Raw genomic sequence first — 16,580 nt, forward strand, 5'->3', positions numbered from 1 at the left:
GCTGCCAGCCCCTGCTGTGTGGGGGATAGCAGAATCCGCTTCAAGCCCTGGCATTGCCGGGGCTTGTGCGTTTTACTGCGCCTACCTTTATTGTGTCCTACTTCTCTTGTGTTAAGTGTCATTGAGGCTCTGATGTCGACTGAGGAACACTTTCACCCCCCGTTCTGGTTAACCAATCCCCATCTGCAAACCCTGCTACCGATGTTGTTGCCGCGGCCTGGGTGCCCCGCGCTGCAGCGCGAGCGCTGGGAACTGGCAGATGGTGACTTTATTGATCTGGACTGGCTACATGAGCCGACAAGCTGTCACCAGCGACCGTCTGACAGCACCCCCTTGGTGGTGATTTTTCATGGCTTGGAGGGCTGCTCAGGCTCCCACTATGTGCGTGGCCTGCTGAGTCAGCTAGCGCCACTGGGCTGGGGAGCTGTGGTGATGCACTTCCGTGGTTGCAGTGGGGAGCCTAATCGGTTGGCGCGGGCTTATCACTCCGGTGAAACCAGCGATGCCGCCCAGCTGCTGACGCTGCTGAGGCAGCGCTATCCGCACCGCCCGCTGTTGGCGGTAGGATACTCACTGGGGGCCAATATGCTGCTCAAATACCTGGGTGAGCAGGGTAGTGATTGCCCATTACAGGGGGCGATAGCCGTGTGTGCGCCTCTGCGCCTGGATTTATGCGCCGAGCAATTACGGCAACCCCAGGCCTGGCTCTACCAGCAGTATCTGCTTCGGCGCATGCGCGCCAGCCTGCGGCGAAAAATGCAGCAGCAACAGCTTCCTCTATCCCTCACGCCAGAGCAGCTGCCACAGCTGCGGGACTTTTTTGCCTACGATAACCAGGTCACGGCCCCCTTACATGGCTTTGCCGATGTCCATCATTACTATCAAGCCTGCTCGGCCCGTCAGTTCCTCAAGGACATTCGCGTACCGACAAGCATGCTGCAGGCCTACGACGATCCCTTTATGACACCGCAGGTATTACCGGCAGCAGCGGAGCTCAGCGCCAGTACCCAGCTGACCATCAGCCGTTACGGTGGCCATATTGGCTTTGTCGACTGGCAGCAGGGGCATTGGCATTTCTGGCTGGATGCTTGGATTCGGCGTCAGCTACAGACGTTGGCATCAATCCAGCCGGGGTGAGGAAGCAACAGGATCTGCCGGCAGACAGATCCTGACCAAGGCTGGACTGCTTTAACCCCTGGCCTGCACCAACTCACTGACCTGACTGACAATATGCTTGCCAATTGGCAGGGCTGAGGTGGCTGCCGGTGAGGGGGCGTTACAGACCACCAGACTGCGTTCGCTTTTGGCAAACAGGAAGTCATCCACCAGGGAGCCATCCTTAGCGACCGCTTGGGCACGAATACCCGCCGGATAGGGCTTTAAGTCACTGAGCTGTAATTGCGGGCAGTACTTGCGCACCAGCTCTAAATAACCCGCTTTGCTCAGGCTGTTTTTCATCTCCTGCAAACCCGGTTTGAGGTTGCGTTTGAGCATCTTCAACAGGCCGGGGTAAGTGAACATCTCCAGGCAGTCGCGCAAGCTGATATCGGTTTTACGATAACCTTCCCGGGCCAAGGCCAGCACCGCATTGGGGCCGACGGTAACGGTGCCATCGATCATGCGGGTCAGGTGCACGCCGAGGAAGGGTAAGTCCGGATCGGGAATGGGGTAAATCAGGTGCTGCACAATCTGGTTATGCTGGGGTGGCAGCAGGAAGTATTCACCGCGGAAGGGGATAATCTTAAAGTCCGGCTGTTGCCCCAGCATGCGCACGATGCGATCGGCATGCAGGCCGGCGCAGGCCACCAGATAACGGCCATGCAGCGGGCCCTGATTGGTGGTCAGGCTCACCTCATGGCCGCCTTCGCTGATATTGAAGACTTGGCATTGGTAGCGCACTTCGCCGCCCCCAGCCTGTACCAGCTCGGCCAGTCTTTCACAGATACGGGTATAGCTGACGATACCGGTGGAGGGCACCAGAATGGCACCCTCACCGACGATATTCGGCTCTTCCTGGCGTAGGGCCTGGCGATCCAGCACTTCAATCGGCAGCTCGTTGGCGCTACAGCGCTCAATCAACCCTTGCATGCGCTGGTGTTCAAGCTCATTGGTGGCGACCAGCAGTTTGCCGCACTCATCGAAGGCAATGCCGTGTTCACGGCAAAAGGCTTTGGTGGCCACATTGCCTTCTTTACAGAAGCGCGCCTTGAGACTGCCGGGTTTGTAATACACCCCGGCATGAATCACCCCTGAGTTATGGCCGGTCTGGTGGCGGGCGGGCCCCGCCTCCTTTTCCAGCACCAGCACCCGCTGACCGGGAAAGGTTTGCTGCAGTTGCCAGGCGGTGGACAGACCGAGAATACCGCCACCGATAATAATGAAGTCATACACCATGGTTATACCCCAGCCAGCGCCCCAACCTGGCGACCCAGGCGGCGGCTATACAGGAAGATCGCCAGGAAGACTAGCAGACCGGCCAGATTGAGAGCCAGCTCATACTCAGCCCAGGGCCACATCATCACGGCGCCGGCAGCGCCAACCAGAAGGCGCAGAAGAGGATTGAGCGGGCCTTCCAGATAGCCTTCCATAAAACCAACCAGCGCGTAGATACCGAATACCGAGAAGATAAAGATGCTGAAGACTTCACTGGGCTCACCGCCGATAAAGTTGGTGTAAGCAAACAGTAACGGCACGATATAGAGCCCCTTGGCCACCTTCCAGGCGGTGAAGCCAGTACGCATTGGCGGGGTTTTGGCAATGGCCGCAGCGGCAAAGGCGGTCAGGCACACCGGTGGGGTGACGTTGGCATCCTGGGATAACCAGAAGATGATCAGGTGAGCGGACAGCAGCACCATGGTCAGCAGTTTGGCATCCAGTGCCTGCTCAATCAGTTTGCCTTTGAACTCATCCGGCACCAGCGCCAGCAGGGCTTCAGCCTCGGCTACCGGCATCGGTGCGGCCAGGGCAGCCAGCTTGTCTGGTGCCACCAGCATAAAGATCGCTTGCGCCGTCTGGGGCAGATTACCGGCGGCCATCACCTGTACCAGTTGGATTTCGGCAATCAGGTTATAGAGCGCCGGGGCAGACAGGGTCGCCAGTACGATATAGGCCGCCGTTACCGGCAGGCCCATCCCCAGCACCAGAGAGGCAATGGCAATCAGCACAATGGTAATAAAGAGGCTATTACCGGCCCATTCCGTCACCATCAAGGAGAAGGTATTACCAATGCCGGTCATCGCCACCACGTTCACCACCAGTCCCACGGCAATCAGCAGCATGGCGGTGGTCGCCATATTCTTCGAGCCCTGGGCCAGGGCATCGAGAATATCCCTGACTCCCATGGGGCGGCTGGATAACCAGGACGACACCACCACCGAAATAATGGCAATACCGGCGGCATAGGTGGGGGTAAAGCCCTGGATCAGCAGGGTGACCAGTACCGCCAGGGGCAACAGGAAGTGCCAGCCTTGCTTGAGCACCTGGCCGATGCTGATACCGCTTTCCTGCACCAGGGTAGCTTGGCTACGCATGGCCTCCACCCGGACGAAATAGCCGACGGAGAGGAAGTACAGAATGGCCGGTAAGACGGAGACCGCTACGATCTCGACGTAAGGAATCTGGGTATAGGAGGCCATGATAAAGGCGCCTGCCCCCATCACCGGTGGCATCAACTGTCCGCCGGTGGAGGCTGCCGCCTCTACCCCTGCGGCGAAGCGGGAAGGAAAACCGGCCTTTTGCATCATCGGGATGGTGATCACCCCGGTGGAAACCGTATTGGCCACCGAGGAACCGGAGACCGAGCCCATCAGGCCTGAGCCCAGCACGGCGACAAAGCCGGGGCCACCGACAAAACGGCCAGCGGCGCAGCGGGCCAGATCAATCATAAAATCGCCGGCACCGGACTTCACCAAAAAGGCACCGAACAGAATAAACATGTAGACGTAGCTCCAGGAGATATTGGCGATTTGGCCAAACATCCCCTCGGTGCTGAAGTAACTGCGAAACATCAAGGTTTCCAGGCTTAAACCACGGAAACCAAAGACCCCATCCAGATACTTGCCCCACCAGAACACGTAGGTGAGGGCCACCAGAATCAGGCAGGGAATAAACCAGCCGGTGGTGCGGCGCGCCATTTCCAGGGCGATGGCCACCGCCGCTAAGGAAAACAGCCAATCGCTGCTGATAAAGCTGACCCCGCGCGCATAGAGGGCATCCTCCGCCAGGATCAAATAGGCAGCACTGGCCAGGGCGAGTAAGCCGATGGCGATATCCAGCAACAGCACCACGCGCTGCCCGGTCTGACCACGGGGGCGGCACAGGGGGTACATCAGCGCACATAGCAGGGCAAAACCACTGAAGTGAATCACCGCAATCCACAGCTGTGGCAGGGTGCTTAGGGTATTGAAGTAAATATGCAGCAGCGCGAATAGCACGCCGCCCCAATAAATCGCCCGCCCCAACAGGGAGTCTTGCGGACGCTGTTGCAGTTCCAGGCTGGCCAGCTTGGCTGCGGTTTCCTGATCAGTTGGTGTGCTGTTGGCAGTGTTCATAAGACAACCCATGGCATCATTAACGGGGCACAGGGCCCGCTAGATTCAGCGAGAACAATGACAGGGTGACGGTCAGACGACCGCCACCCAACCGGCGGGAGGCTTACTTGACTTCCAGGTGGGCTGGAATGGTCAGGCCCATTTCACGGTAGTAACGTGCGGCACCGGGGTGCAGGGGTACGGGCAGACCGTCCATGGCATCCTGCAGGCTCATCGCCTGAGTGGCTTTATGGATGCCATTGAGGAAGGGCAGGTTCTCGTAGATGGCCTTGGTCAGCTGGTACACATCTTCCTCGGACACATCATCACGCACCGCCAGGAAGTTAGGCTGGGCGATGGTCTGTACTTCTTTGCTCTGACCGGGGTAGGTGTTGGCCGGAATCACATAGCGAGTCCAGAGGTTGTAGTAACCGTTGGCTTCCAGCACCTGTTCGTCGGTAAAGTTGAGCAGGGTCAGGTCAGAACCCAGGGCAGCAAAGGCTTGGGTGACTGCGCCTACTGGTACGCCAGCGGGGGTGTTCATGCCATCGATGGTACCGTTTTGCAGGGCATCGGCACCGGCGCTATAGCTCAGATGAGCAAAATCCAGCTTATCCACTGGCAGGCCCAGGTTGGTCAGAATGGTACGGCCAGAGCCTTCGGTACCGGAGTTCTTTTCACCGATGGAGAACTTACCGTCCAGCTGCTCCAGATCCATGATGGTGCCTTCTTTCACCTTAGAGGTGCGCAGGCTGAAGTGTTCGACGTTCTGCCACAGCATGCTGACTGAGCGCAGGTGCTTTTGCGGGCCGGCTTGCGCGAAGCCTGCCTCACCATTCCAAGCCCAGGCACCGTAGAGGCCCTGCAGGATGGCAAACTGAGCTTCGTTTTCGCGCAGCAGCTTGATGTTTTCACCGGAGCCAGCGGAGTTGATCGCTGACATAGCCATATTGAACTTGGGTTCCAGCTTGACGGTGGTCAGGGTCGCCAGAGCCACGCCAACTGGATAGTAGGTGCCGCCAGTGCTGGCGGTGGCCAGAATGTAGGAACGCTTATCTTCCGCCGCTTGCACGGGCAGGCTAACCAGGGAAGAACACAGCAGGGTGGCACCCATGGCTTGTAACAGGCGGCGCTTGGACATTTGCATGATCGAACTACCTCTAGATGTTGTTGTTATCAGCGCCTTAGCTATTACAAGATTGGGGCCAACTTTTTGAATTTATTTAACTTGTTGTTTTTAAAGGAATTTAAATTTTATTGTCAGGCTCAAGTCTCGCCTTAGGCAATTTTTTGCTAAGGCTAGGCAGGCTTGAATAAGCAAAATTTTGCTTATGGTGGGTCAGCTGCGCCCCTGTTGCCAATATCGCCAGCCATGGTAACTCAGCAACACCAGCCAACTGCTGATGACGAAGGGGGAGGTGAGCATCGGCCAGGATTGCTGCAGACCCCAGGCGGAACCCAGAGCGGCTAACACGATGGCCAGTATTGTCCAGCCGGGCCCAAGACTCTGTACCGCCAGGGCGGCCAGCACCGGATTGTAACCCGCCAGCCCTTGGCTGATCTGGGCTGGGTTGACCTCCAATAGGGTGGCGATGCCTGCCCCCAGGCAGGAAGCCAGTAAGGCATAGAGCGGCAGCCGCCAGTGTTGCCAGCCCAGCAGTCCCAGCAACAGCAGTGCCATCAGCGGACTGGCAACAAAAAAGACCTGACTGATACCGAGCAGAATACCCGCCAGCCAGCTGGCAGCGGCAGGGAGGGGCGCCGCCTCCGGCAGGCCCAGGGGCAGCAATAACACCAGCCAGGTCAGCAGAATAAAGGGACTGGTGAAGATCGGTAGAGGGCGATAAGCATTCAGTCCCAGCTGGATAAAGGTCACCAGGGCGGCAGCGAGGATCTGTACCCAGGGTAATAACGGGCTCCAGCCAAAATAGAGCTGTAATACCAGTCCGACCAGGGCGCCGTTAAAGCCGTAGACTCCCTGCCGCCAGGCCGCTGCCGGGGCACCCAGGGCGGCGGCGCTCAGGCTGGCACTGATGACCCCCAAGCTCAGGCCGAGGGCGTACAGCGGCGTTAGCCAAGATAGGGCCAACAGACACAATAGGCCGGCCCAGGGTGAGGGGAGGAAGATGATCTGGGCGATGCCGGCAAGGCTGGCCAGGGGCAGGTGATAACTGATAAAACGCAGCGATAACAGCAGCATAGCGGGTCCGACTAACAGGCTAGGGAAGCTGCCGGGGAGGAGGTCAGCGGGGGAAAATCCTTTTCGTCCCGCTATTTAAGTCAGAGCTGACTCGGCGGTCAAGCCTGTTGATTGACGGCAAAGGTCTGGCTGCGCTGCCGTTTTTGCAGATAGGAGGCAACCACCACGCCGGTGGCGACAATGCCGATCAGAATCGTCGAGATGGCATTGATCTCCGGCGTGACCCCCAAGCGCACCTGGGAATAGATTTGCATCGGCAGAGTGGTGGCACCGGGGCCGGTGGCAAAGCTGGCAATCACCAGGTCATCCATCGACAGGGCAAAGGACAGCAGCCAGCCGGAGATAATCGCCGGCAAAATCAGCGGCAGGGTGATGATCATAAAGGTCTTGAACGGACGACAGCCTAAGTCCAGGGCCGCCTCTTCTAGCGAGATATCAAAGTCTGCCAGACGGGACTGCACGATTACCGCGACAAAGCAGAAGCTGAAGGAGGCATGGGCCAGGGTCACCGTCAGCTGACCACGATCAATCCCCAAGGCGACAAAGGTCAGCAGCAGGGCCAGACCGGTAATGATTTCCGGCATGACCATCGGCGCGAAAATCATACCGGAGAACAGGGTGCGCCCCGGGAACTGGCGAAAGCGCGCCATCACAAAGCCCGCCAGGGTACCGAGGATGGTGGCCAGGGTGGAGGCGGCAATCGCCACCTTCACCGACAGCCAGGCAGCATTGAGCAGGCGCTCATTGTTGAACATCTCGCCATACCATTTCAGCGAGAAGCCGCCCCACACCGTGACCAGTTTGGACTCGTTAAAGCTGTACAGAATCAGAATCAGGATCGGCAGATAGAGAAAGCCGAGGCCGACGGCCAGTGAGCACCAGTTAAAGCGGGTTAAACCTAATTGCATGCTGGTCTCCTTAGCTCAGTTGTTTGGCTTGATGACGCTGGAACCAGACCACCGGGCCAACCAGCAGGATTAACAGTATCACCGCTACCGCCGAGGCCAGGGGCCAGTCGAGGTTGGTGAAGAACTCTGACCACAGCACCTTACCGATCATCAGGGTATCGGAACCGCCGAGCAGATCGGGCACCACAAACTCGCCCACCGCCGGGATAAACACCAGGGCACAGCCGGCGATGATGCCGGGCACCGCCTGGGGTACCACCACCAGCCAGAAGGCTTTAATCGGTCGGCAGCCAAGGTCGTAGGCGGCCTCCAGCAGGCTCATGTCGAGTTTTTCCAGGGTGGCGTACAGCGGTAGCACCATAAAGGGCAGATAGGAATAGACGATGCCGATATAGACGGCGATCTCGCTGCCATGGATCAGTAACGGCTCATCGATGATGCCAAGATTGAGCAATAGCAGATTCAGCAGCCCCTCTTGCTTGAGGATGCCGATCCAGGCGTAAACGCGGATCAGGAAGGAGGTCCAGAACGGCAGGATGATCAACATCAGCAGGCTGGCACGCCAGTGCTTGGGGGCACGGGACATGGCATAGGCGAGGGGAAAGCCGATCGCCAGGGCTAGCAGGGTGGAAATCGCCGCTATCTTCAAGCTGCCGAGATAAGCACGCAGATAGGTGGAGTCTTCCCACAGCAGGAAATAGTTCTGCAGGTTGAGGCTAATGGTGAGATAGGCATCTTCCCACTCGACTAACCAGCGGTAGGGAGGTACCGCCAGAATGGTTTCTGAGAAGCTGATCAGTACCACCATGGAGAAGGGCAGCAGGAAGAACAGCAACGACCACAGGTAAGGGATGCCGATAACGGTCTGGCGGCCTAACTTAAAACCGCCATTTCTATGCCGGCCGGAGGGGTATTCGCTTGCCATGACAGCCTCCTTAATTAGCCAGGACGACGGCGGCCTCAGGCTGCCAACTCAGGTAGACCCGATCATTCCAGCGGATATTCATATCCAGCTGACGGAAGCGGTTGGCCTGACTGGTGGTGATGATTTTGCCGTTATCGAGTTTGACGTGATACACCGACAAATTGCCCAAATAACCGATGTCCCAGACGATGCCGCTGACGCAGTTGCGGGCCTGGCTGGGGGCTTCGGTGTGCAGGTCAATTTTTTCCGGGCGAATGGCCAGGGCCACTGGGGTGCCGGTGGGCAGGCGTTGCTCGGTTTCGGCATAGAGACGGTTGCCGGTGTCTTTGCAGTCCAGTTCCAGTTGGGCGTCCTGCTGGTGGCTGATGCGGGCATCGAGCAGGTTGACGTCTCCGAGGAAGGAGGCGACATAGCGGCTGCCGGGTTGTTCATACAGCTGGGCCGGGGTGCCGACCTGTTCGATCTGGCCGTGATCCATCACTGCGATGCGGGAGGACATGGTCATCGCCTCGGACTGGTCATGGGTGACGATAATGAAGGTCAGGCCGAGCTTTTCCTGGATATCCATTAATTCGAACTGGGTACGCTCACGCAGGTTTTTGTCCAGGGCCCCCAGGGGCTCATCCAAGAGCAGTAGTTTGGGACGCTTCACCAGTGAACGGGCCAGGGCAACCCGCTGGCGTTGGCCGCCGGACAGTTGTGCTGGGCGACGGCGGGCATAGGGGGTAATTTGCACCAGCTCCATCACCTCTTCGACCCGTTGTTTGATTTCCGCCTTGGGGCAGCCTTCCTGCTTGAGGCCAAAGGCAATGTTGGCCTCGACGCTCATGTGCGGGAACAGCGCATAAGACTGGAACATCATATTGACCGGGCGATCATAGGGCGGCACCTGGGCCACATCTTCACCATCAAGCAGAATGCGCCCTTCGGTCGGACGCTCAAAGCCCGCCAGCATGCGCAGCAAGGTGGTTTTGCCACAGCCGGATGGGCCGAGCAGGGAGAAAAACTCGCGTTGATAGATATCCAGGGAAAGGTCGGTTAAGGCGGTAAAGTCACCGAATTTCTTGGTGACATGCTGGATGCTGACATAGGGTTTGGCAGTGGCATCCAACCAGGGGGCAAAAACCTCTTTAGCGGCTTGGTTCACAGGCGGTCCTCCGGTCCTTTACTGCAAAGGATCTTTTTATTACGTAGGGAGCGGGCCAGCAGGGCTGGCCCGTTGCTGGCTTAGACGGTACGCAGGAAGGAGTCATACTCCAGCGGGGTCACCTGGCCATCAAAGGTGGCCAGTTCCTGCCATTTCACCGCGGCGTAGAGCTTCTGATAGTTTTCGCCAAACTGTTCGCGAATAAAGTCAGAGTTCTCGAAGGCAATCAGCGCGTCGGCCAGGTTGTCCGGCAGCGAGGCTTCATGCTGGGTATAGGCATTACCTACGGTGGGAGGCTGAGGCTCCAGTTTGTTGACGATGCCGTAGTAAGCACCGGCCAACATGGCGGCCATCGCCAGGAAGGGGTTGGAATCGGCACCGCCGACCCGGTGTTCAATCCGCATCGCCTGACGCTCACCGGAGGGAATACGTAGCGCCACCGAGCGGTTGTCATAACCCCAGGAGGGAGTGGTGGGGGCATGGCTGCCGGACTGGAAGCGGCGATAAGAGTTGATGTTCGGGGCAAACAAGGCCATGCAGTCAGCCATGCTGGCGCTCATACCGGCCACGGCGTGGCGCAGAATATCACTACCATGCAGACTGCCATCATCGAATACGTTTTTGCCGTCTTTATCCACCAGACTGAAGTGAATATGCATGCCGTTACCGGCCAGGTCACCATAGGGCTTGGCCATAAAGGTGGCATTCATTTCATGGGCCTGGGCCACGCCCTTGATGGCGCGTTTGAGCAGAATGGCGTGCTCGGCGGCTTTGACTGCGTCGGGGACGTGAATCAGGTTGATTTCGTACTGGTTAGGCGCCTGTTCCGCTACCGTGGTATCCACCGGCAAGTCCTGCAGGGTGGCGGCACGGGAGAGGCTGTCGAAGAAGTCTTCGAACTCGTGCAGCTCTTCAATGCCGTAGACCTGGTTAGTGAACTGGCGACGGCCGGTGGTGGGGGAAAGCGGGGGCTGTGGACGGCCATCCTGACCGGGGTCGCGGTCGAGCAGATAAAACTCCAGCTCAGTGGCGGTAACCGGCGTCAGGCCGATTTCGCTGAATTTATCCACAATCTTCTGCAGCACACTTCGGGGATCGCCGAAGAAGGGCGTGCCATCGGGCTCAATCATGGTCATGATCAGCTGGGCGGTACGGCGCTTTAACCAGGGCACTTCCTTCAGGGCACCATCCACCGGCAGGCAGAGGGCATCGCGGTCACCGGTTTCAAATACCAGGCCGCTTTCCAGTACATCGTTGCCCCATACATCCAGGGCAAACATGGAGCTGGGCAGGCGGATACCATTGGATAAGGCTTTGTCGACGGCGTTACGGGGCACCCACTTACCCCGCACGATGCCGTTGGTATCCGGAATCAATAACTCGAATACCTCAATGTCTGGATTACGCTTTAAAAATTCATGGGCGTTGTCCAGGGTGGCTTGGGTGTCATGCACTCGGCTGACCATGATCATCTCCTTTTGTGAGCCTTGGCTCATCCACTCGGGGCCAGCCTGGCTGGCCACCGTTAAACTTGCACTTGTATATAGACCTTCATCTTGAGCTTGGGTACCTGCCTGCAGCGGCGCTAGGTGGGGCCGCCTCGGGCGCGATAGGCGCGTGCTGCTTCGGCAAAGCGGGCAAACAGGGCGCGGGAAAGGGCGTCATCCTGCCATTGCCATTCAGGGTGCCATTGCACCCCGACCATAAATTGGTTGGCGTCATTCAGTCGCACCGCTTCGATCAAACCATCATGGGCGCGGGCTTCAACGATTAAATCGTCAGCCAGTCGGTCAATCCCCTGGGCATGCAGGGAGTTGACCTGCCACTGCTCAGCACCATCCAGCCACTGGCTGAACCAGCCGCCCTGGCTCAGGTGAATGCTATGGGCAGGGCGGTACTGCTGGGCGCGGGGGGCGTCTTTATCTTCGCGGTGATCCTGGTAACCACTGACTTCATGCACCCGTTGATGCAGGGTGCCGCCGAGGGCCACGTTCAATTCCTGGAAACCCCGACAGACAGCCAGCACCGGCATACCCCGCTGGCGGGCGGCGCGAATCAAGGCCAGGCTGCTGGCATCGCGCTGGGGGTCATGTTGAGTGCCAGGGAGCGAAGGGCTGCCTTGGTAGTGGTGAGGTTCAATGTTAGAAGGGCTACCCGGTAGAAAGAGGCCATCAAGGCGATCTAACCAGGCATCCAACGGATGGGAGCCATCCAGGGGGGCGAGTTCAAGGCCAGCACCCCGGCCGGGGAGGAGCACAGGCAGGGCGGGACCGCCGTGGGCCACAGCGTTGATGTATTTCTCACCAACCGCATGGAAGGGGGCCTCGCCCTGACGTATCACGTCCGCCTGTATCCCGATTAAGGGTAATGAGGTTGTCATGATGTTACGCAGTTCAGGTTGTTCTTGTTGCCTAATAGTGATCACTTTTGTCCTGCTAAAAGTCAAGGGTAATGTGATCATATTTTTATAAATATTTTTGTTCTATTAAGCTATCTGTTGCATTTTCTAGTTGCAACTCGGTCAGAGTATGCACTATCTTGTGATCACATTATTCGATATTGCACTGTGCTGGGGCATGGCCACAGCCAGACAAAACAGCGGTCTAGCAGGGGTTGCCATGGTATCCAAAGGCCCGCTGTCACGACGTTAAGGGAGGTTAACATGGCGGACATGATCGATCTGGCGGGCTGGCAGGCGCGTGCGCTTGAGCTGCGCATTCCCACCCAGGCGCTGATCAATGGTGAACAGCGTGCAGCCTTAAGTGGCAAAACCTTTGCGGCGCTCAACCCCGCCACTGGCCAGGTGTTAGGTCAGGTTGCCGAGTGTGATAGTGCCGATGTGGAGTTGGCAGTACAAAGTGCCCGTGCTGCCTTTGAGGATGGCCGCTGGTCGCGTCAATCCCCCGCTGCCCGTAAGAAGGTGCTGCAACGCTTTGCCGCGTTAATTGAAGCTCATAAAGAAGAGCTGGCACTGCTGGAAACCCTTAATGTCGGCAAACCGATTCGTGACAGTCTGGCGATTGATGTGCCCGCCACCGCCCGCTGTATTGCCTGGTACGGTGAAGCAATCGACAAAATTTATGACGAAGTGGCGCCCACGGCGGCCAATTCCCTTGCCACCATTACCCGGGAGCCGGTGGGGGTGGTAGCGGCCGTTGTGCCCTGGAACTTCCCGATGATTATGGCGGCCTGGAAGCTGGGCCCGGCCTTGGCTGCGGGCAACTCGGTGATTTTAAAACCCGCCGAACAGTCGCCGCTGACGGCTATCCGTCTGGGTGAACTGGCGCTGGAAGCCGGCATTCCTGCTGGCGTCTTTAATGTGTTGCCGGGCTTTGGCCCCACGGCGGGCAAGGCGCTGGGCTTGCATATGGATGTGGATTGCCTGGCGTTCACCGGCTCTACCCAGGTTGGCAAGATGTTTATGCAGTATGCCGGCCAGTCCAACCTCAAGCATGTGGGCCTGGAGTGTGGCGGTAAGTCACCCCATATCATTCTGGATGACGTTGAAGATGTAGAAGCGGCTGCCACGGCCGCCGCCTGGGGGATTTATTTCAACCAGGGGGAAATGTGTACCGCCGGTTCCCGCCTGATTGTGCAGGAAGGCATTGAAGAGCAAGTGCTGGCCAAGATTAGCGAAGTCGTTAAGGGCTTGCAGCCGGGTAACCCGCTTGATCCCAACACCAGCATGGGGGCCATTATCGACAAAGGCCAGATGAACCGTGTGCTGGACTACATTCAGATTGGTCAGGATGAGGGCGCACAGCTGCATTTTGGTGGCCGTCAGGTACTGCAGGAAAGCGGCGGCAACTTTATCGAGCCGACCCTGTTCCGTGGTGTCGGTAATCAGATGCGTATCGCCCAGGAAGAAATCTTCGGCCCGGTATTGTCGGTAATCCGTGTGAAGGATGCCGAAGAGGCGCTGAAGGTGGCCAACGATACCTGCTATGGCCTGGGAGCGGCGGTGTGGAGCAGCAATATCAACACCGTGCATAAGATCAGCCGAGGCCTGCGTGCCGGGGTGGTCTACGTCAATTGCTATGACGCCGATGACATCACTGTTCCCTTCGGCGGCTACAAGATGTCGGGGCTGGGCCGGGATAAATCCCTGCATGCCTTCGACAAATACACTGAACTGAAAACCACCTGGATTCGCCTGAGCTAAGGCTGGGGAGCAAGCAGATGACTATTACTCGCAGCAAACAAGAATGGCAGGCGCTCGACGGCCAACATCACCTGCATCCTTTTACCGATTTTAAAGAGATGGCAGAGAAGGGCTCGCGCATTATTACCCGTGCTGAGGGGGCCTATCTGTGGGATGCCGATGGCAACAAGATTCTCGATGGTATGGCCGGACTCTGGTGCATGAACATCGGTTATGGCCGCAAAGAGATTGCCGATGTGGCCTACAAGCAGATGTTGGAGCTGCCTTACTACAACAACTTCTTCCAGACTGCCCATCCTCCGGCGATTGAGCTGTCCAAGGCGCTGGCGGAAGTGGCGCCGGCGGGTTTTGAGCATGTGTTCTTTACCGGCTCAGGTTCGGAAGCCAACGATACCGTGATCCGTATGGTATGGCGCTACTGGCAGCTGCTCGACCAACCCCAGCGTCGGGTGATTATCTCGCGCAAAAACGGTTATCACGGCAGCACCCTGGGTGGTGCCAGCCTGAGTGGCATGAAGGTGGTGCACGAGCAGATGGGCAAACTGGTGCCGGATATCGTCCACATCAATCAGCCTTACTGGTTTGGCGAAGGCGCCGACATGAGTCCGGAGGAGTTTGGTCTGGCCCGTGCCCGTGAGCTGCGTGCCAAGATTGAAGAAATCGGTGCCGATCAAGTGGCGGCCTTTATTGCCGAGCCGATCCAGGGTGCCGGTGGTGTCATCATTCCGCCGGAAAGCTACTGGCCGGAAATTCAGAAAATCTGTGATGAGTACGGCATCCTGCTGATTGCTGACGAAGTTATCAGTGGCTTTGGCCGTACCGGCAAGTGGTTTGGCTCCGACTACTACGGCATCAAGCCTGATCTGATTCCGGTGGCCAAGGGCATTACCTCTGGCTATGTGCCCCTAGGGGGCGTGCTGGTGGGCGAGCGTGTCGGCAAGGTGCTCTGTGCCGATGGCGGCGAGTTCTACCACGGCTTTACCTATTCCGGCCATCCGGTGGCCTGTGCGGTGGCGCTGGAGAATCTGCGCATCCTCAAGGAAGAGAAACTGATCGAACGCATCGACACTGACCTTGGCCCCTACTTCAAAGAGAAGCTCGGTAGCCTGCAGGCCCATCCTATCGTCGGCGAAGTCCGTACCCTGGGTATGTTTGGCGCGATTGAGATGGTAGCGGATAAAACCAGTCGTCAGCGTTTCCCCAGTGAGCGTCATGCCGGCCTGGTGTGCCGTGAGCATTGCTTTAACAATGGCCTGGTGATGCGTGGCGTAGGTGACACCATGATCATTGCGCCGCCCTTTATCCTCAGTCATGCCCAGGTTGATGAACTGGTGGAAAAAGCCTGGCGCTGTCTCGACCTGACCGCCGCTAGTTTGAAAGCCTGAGTCTGAGCCGAAGGAGTTTGTGATGACAACCAACCAAGAATTGATGCAGCGTCGCCAGGCGGCGCTGCCCAAGGGCATCGGTCAGGCTTTCCCGGTATTTATCGAAAAAGCCAAGGGCGCGGAGCTCTGGGACGTTGAAGGGCGCCGTTATATCGATTTTGCCGGCGGTATCGCGGTAATGAATGCCGGCCACAGCCACCCCAAGGTGGTGGCGGCGGTGCAGAAGCAAGCAGCGGAAGTGGCCCACACCTGTTTTATGGTGACTGGCTATGAAAGCTACGTTGCAGTCTGTGAGCGCCTGAACCAGCTGGCACCGATCTCAGGAGCGGTGAAAAGCTTCCTGGTCACCACCGGTGCAGAAGCGGTAGAAAACGCCATCAAGGTGGCCCGTGCCTATACCAAGCGCAGCGGTGTGATTGCCTTTGGCGGTGGTTTCCATGGCCGCACCCTGCTCGGCATGGGGCTGACTGGTAAGGTCGCCCCCTATAAGGCGGGTTTTGGCCCCTTCCCGGCGGGCATCTTCCACGCGGCCTTCCCCACCGAGTTGCATGGCATCAGCACCGAAAAAGCGCTGGCTTCGGTGGAGAAAATCCTCAAGTTTGATATCGACCCCAGTGATGTGGCGGCGATTATTATCGAGCCGGTACAGGGTGAAGGTGGCTTCTATGTTGCCCCGCCTGAGCTGATGGTGGGGCTGCGCAAGCTCTGTGATCAGCACGGCATTCTGTTGATTGCCGATGAAATTCAAACCGGTGCAGGCCGTACAGGCACCTGGTTGGCGATGGAGCAGTATCCGGTCGAGGCGGATCTGATCACCATGGCCAAGTCCATGGGCTCGGGCTACCCAGTCGCCGCCCTGATTGGTCGTGCAGAGGTGATGGATGCCGCCAACCCCGGTGGTTTGGGTGGCACCTATGCCGGTAACCCGGTCGCCTGTGCCGCCGCCTTGGCTACCCTGGAAGTGTTCGAGGAAGAGCGGGTGCTGGAACAGGGCCGTGCCCTGGGTGAGCATCTGCAGGCCAAGCTGGGTGAGCTGAAAAATCGCTTTAGCAGCATCGGTGAAGTCCGTGGCCTGGGGGCGATGGTGGCTATTGAGCTGTTTGAAGGGGGCGATCTGAACAAGCCCGCCGCCGAGCTGACCAAAAAGCTGACCACTCTGGCTGGTGAAAAAGGGCTGGTGTTACTGGGTTGCGGCATTTACGCCAATGTGATCCGTATTCTGGTGCCCCTCACCGCGCCTTTGGCGCTGGTGGACGAAGGCCTGGCGATCTTGGAACAGTGCCTGAGCGAGTTAAATGCTTAAGTGAGTGGCGGTAGGCGCTGG

13 protein-coding genes are annotated in these 16,580 nt (G+C 58.1%); 4 read left to right on the forward strand and 9 right to left on the reverse strand.

Translation table 11 applies throughout. From position 1 onward, the window contains the following. Nucleotides 1-132: 132 nt before the first annotated feature. Complete coding sequence (locus Q334_RS0108760; RefSeq protein ID WP_027312882.1) at nt 133-1,137, forward strand: hydrolase; 1,005 nt, start codon at nt 133-135, stop codon at nt 1,135-1,137. 51 nt (nt 1,138-1,188) lie between these two features. Here the strand turns inward: Q334_RS0108760 and lhgO are convergent, their stop codons facing one another. The 9 genes from lhgO to Q334_RS0108805 all read right to left on the reverse strand — a co-directional run bounded on the left by lhgO (nt 1,189) and on the right by Q334_RS0108805 (nt 12,134). Then, nucleotides 1,189-2,391: an L-2-hydroxyglutarate oxidase gene (gene lhgO, locus Q334_RS0108765; protein ID WP_027312883.1), complete on the reverse strand. Its 1,203-nt coding sequence runs from the start codon at nt 2,389-2,391 to the stop codon at nt 1,189-1,191. Nucleotides 2,392-2,396: 5 nt separating this feature from the next. Continuing rightward, the gene (locus Q334_RS0108770; RefSeq protein ID WP_027312884.1) at nt 2,397-4,550 is read right to left on the reverse strand and encodes a TRAP transporter permease; all 2,154 of its coding nucleotides are present in this window, start codon (nt 4,548-4,550) and stop codon (nt 2,397-2,399) included. Between the two features lie 103 nt (nt 4,551-4,653). Next, nucleotides 4,654-5,676 (reverse strand): TAXI family TRAP transporter solute-binding subunit, encoded by a 1,023-nt coding sequence (locus tag Q334_RS0108775; protein WP_211249521.1) that lies wholly within the window; start codon nt 5,674-5,676, stop codon nt 4,654-4,656. 192 nt (nt 5,677-5,868) lie between these two features. Continuing rightward, a complete protein-coding gene (locus tag Q334_RS18550; protein WP_051527661.1) occupies nt 5,869-6,729 on the reverse strand; it encodes an urea transporter in 861 nt (286 codons plus the stop codon). Between the two features lie 98 nt (nt 6,730-6,827). Then, nucleotides 6,828-7,637 (reverse strand): ABC transporter permease, encoded by an 810-nt coding sequence (locus tag Q334_RS0108785; protein ID WP_027312886.1) that lies wholly within the window; start codon nt 7,635-7,637, stop codon nt 6,828-6,830. Nucleotides 7,638-7,647: 10 nt separating this feature from the next. Continuing rightward, the gene (locus tag Q334_RS0108790) at nt 7,648-8,562 is read right to left on the reverse strand and encodes an ABC transporter permease subunit (RefSeq protein WP_027312887.1); all 915 of its coding nucleotides are present in this window, start codon (nt 8,560-8,562) and stop codon (nt 7,648-7,650) included. 10 nt (nt 8,563-8,572) lie between these two features. Next, nucleotides 8,573-9,709 carry an ABC transporter ATP-binding protein gene (locus Q334_RS0108795; protein WP_027312888.1) on the reverse strand — a complete coding sequence of 379 codons (1,137 nt, stop codon included), beginning with the start codon at nt 9,707-9,709 and terminating at the stop codon, nt 8,573-8,575. Between the two features lie 80 nt (nt 9,710-9,789). Further along, the gene (locus tag Q334_RS0108800; RefSeq protein ID WP_051527662.1) at nt 9,790-11,175 is read right to left on the reverse strand and encodes a glutamine synthetase family protein; all 1,386 of its coding nucleotides are present in this window, start codon (nt 11,173-11,175) and stop codon (nt 9,790-9,792) included. Between the two features lie 119 nt (nt 11,176-11,294). Next, nucleotides 11,295-12,134 carry a gamma-glutamyl-gamma-aminobutyrate hydrolase family protein gene (locus Q334_RS0108805; RefSeq protein WP_245593674.1) on the reverse strand — a complete coding sequence of 280 codons (840 nt, stop codon included), beginning with the start codon at nt 12,132-12,134 and terminating at the stop codon, nt 11,295-11,297. A 237-nt stretch (nt 12,135-12,371) separates the two neighbouring features. Here Q334_RS0108805 and Q334_RS0108810 point away from each other — a divergent pair, with 237 nt between their 5' ends. From Q334_RS0108810 to gabT, 3 genes are read left to right on the forward strand one after another with little or no spacing between them, the layout of a single operon-like run. Beyond that, a complete protein-coding gene (locus Q334_RS0108810) occupies nt 12,372-13,871 on the forward strand; it encodes an aldehyde dehydrogenase (RefSeq protein ID WP_211249522.1) in 1,500 nt (499 codons plus the stop codon). 17 nt (nt 13,872-13,888) lie between these two features. Beyond that, nucleotides 13,889-15,256 carry an aspartate aminotransferase family protein gene (locus Q334_RS0108815; protein WP_027312892.1) on the forward strand — a complete coding sequence of 456 codons (1,368 nt, stop codon included), beginning with the start codon at nt 13,889-13,891 and terminating at the stop codon, nt 15,254-15,256. A gap of 22 nt (nt 15,257-15,278) precedes the next feature. Then, the gene (gene gabT, locus Q334_RS0108820) at nt 15,279-16,559 is read left to right on the forward strand and encodes a 4-aminobutyrate--2-oxoglutarate transaminase (protein WP_035461210.1); all 1,281 of its coding nucleotides are present in this window, start codon (nt 15,279-15,281) and stop codon (nt 16,557-16,559) included. The last annotated feature ends 21 nt before the right edge of the window (nt 16,560-16,580 follow it).

Origin of the sequence: Balneatrix alpica DSM 16621 (assembly GCF_000619885.1) — a bacterium.
GTDB classification, from domain to species: domain Bacteria; phylum Pseudomonadota; class Gammaproteobacteria; order Pseudomonadales; family Balneatricaceae; genus Balneatrix; species Balneatrix alpica.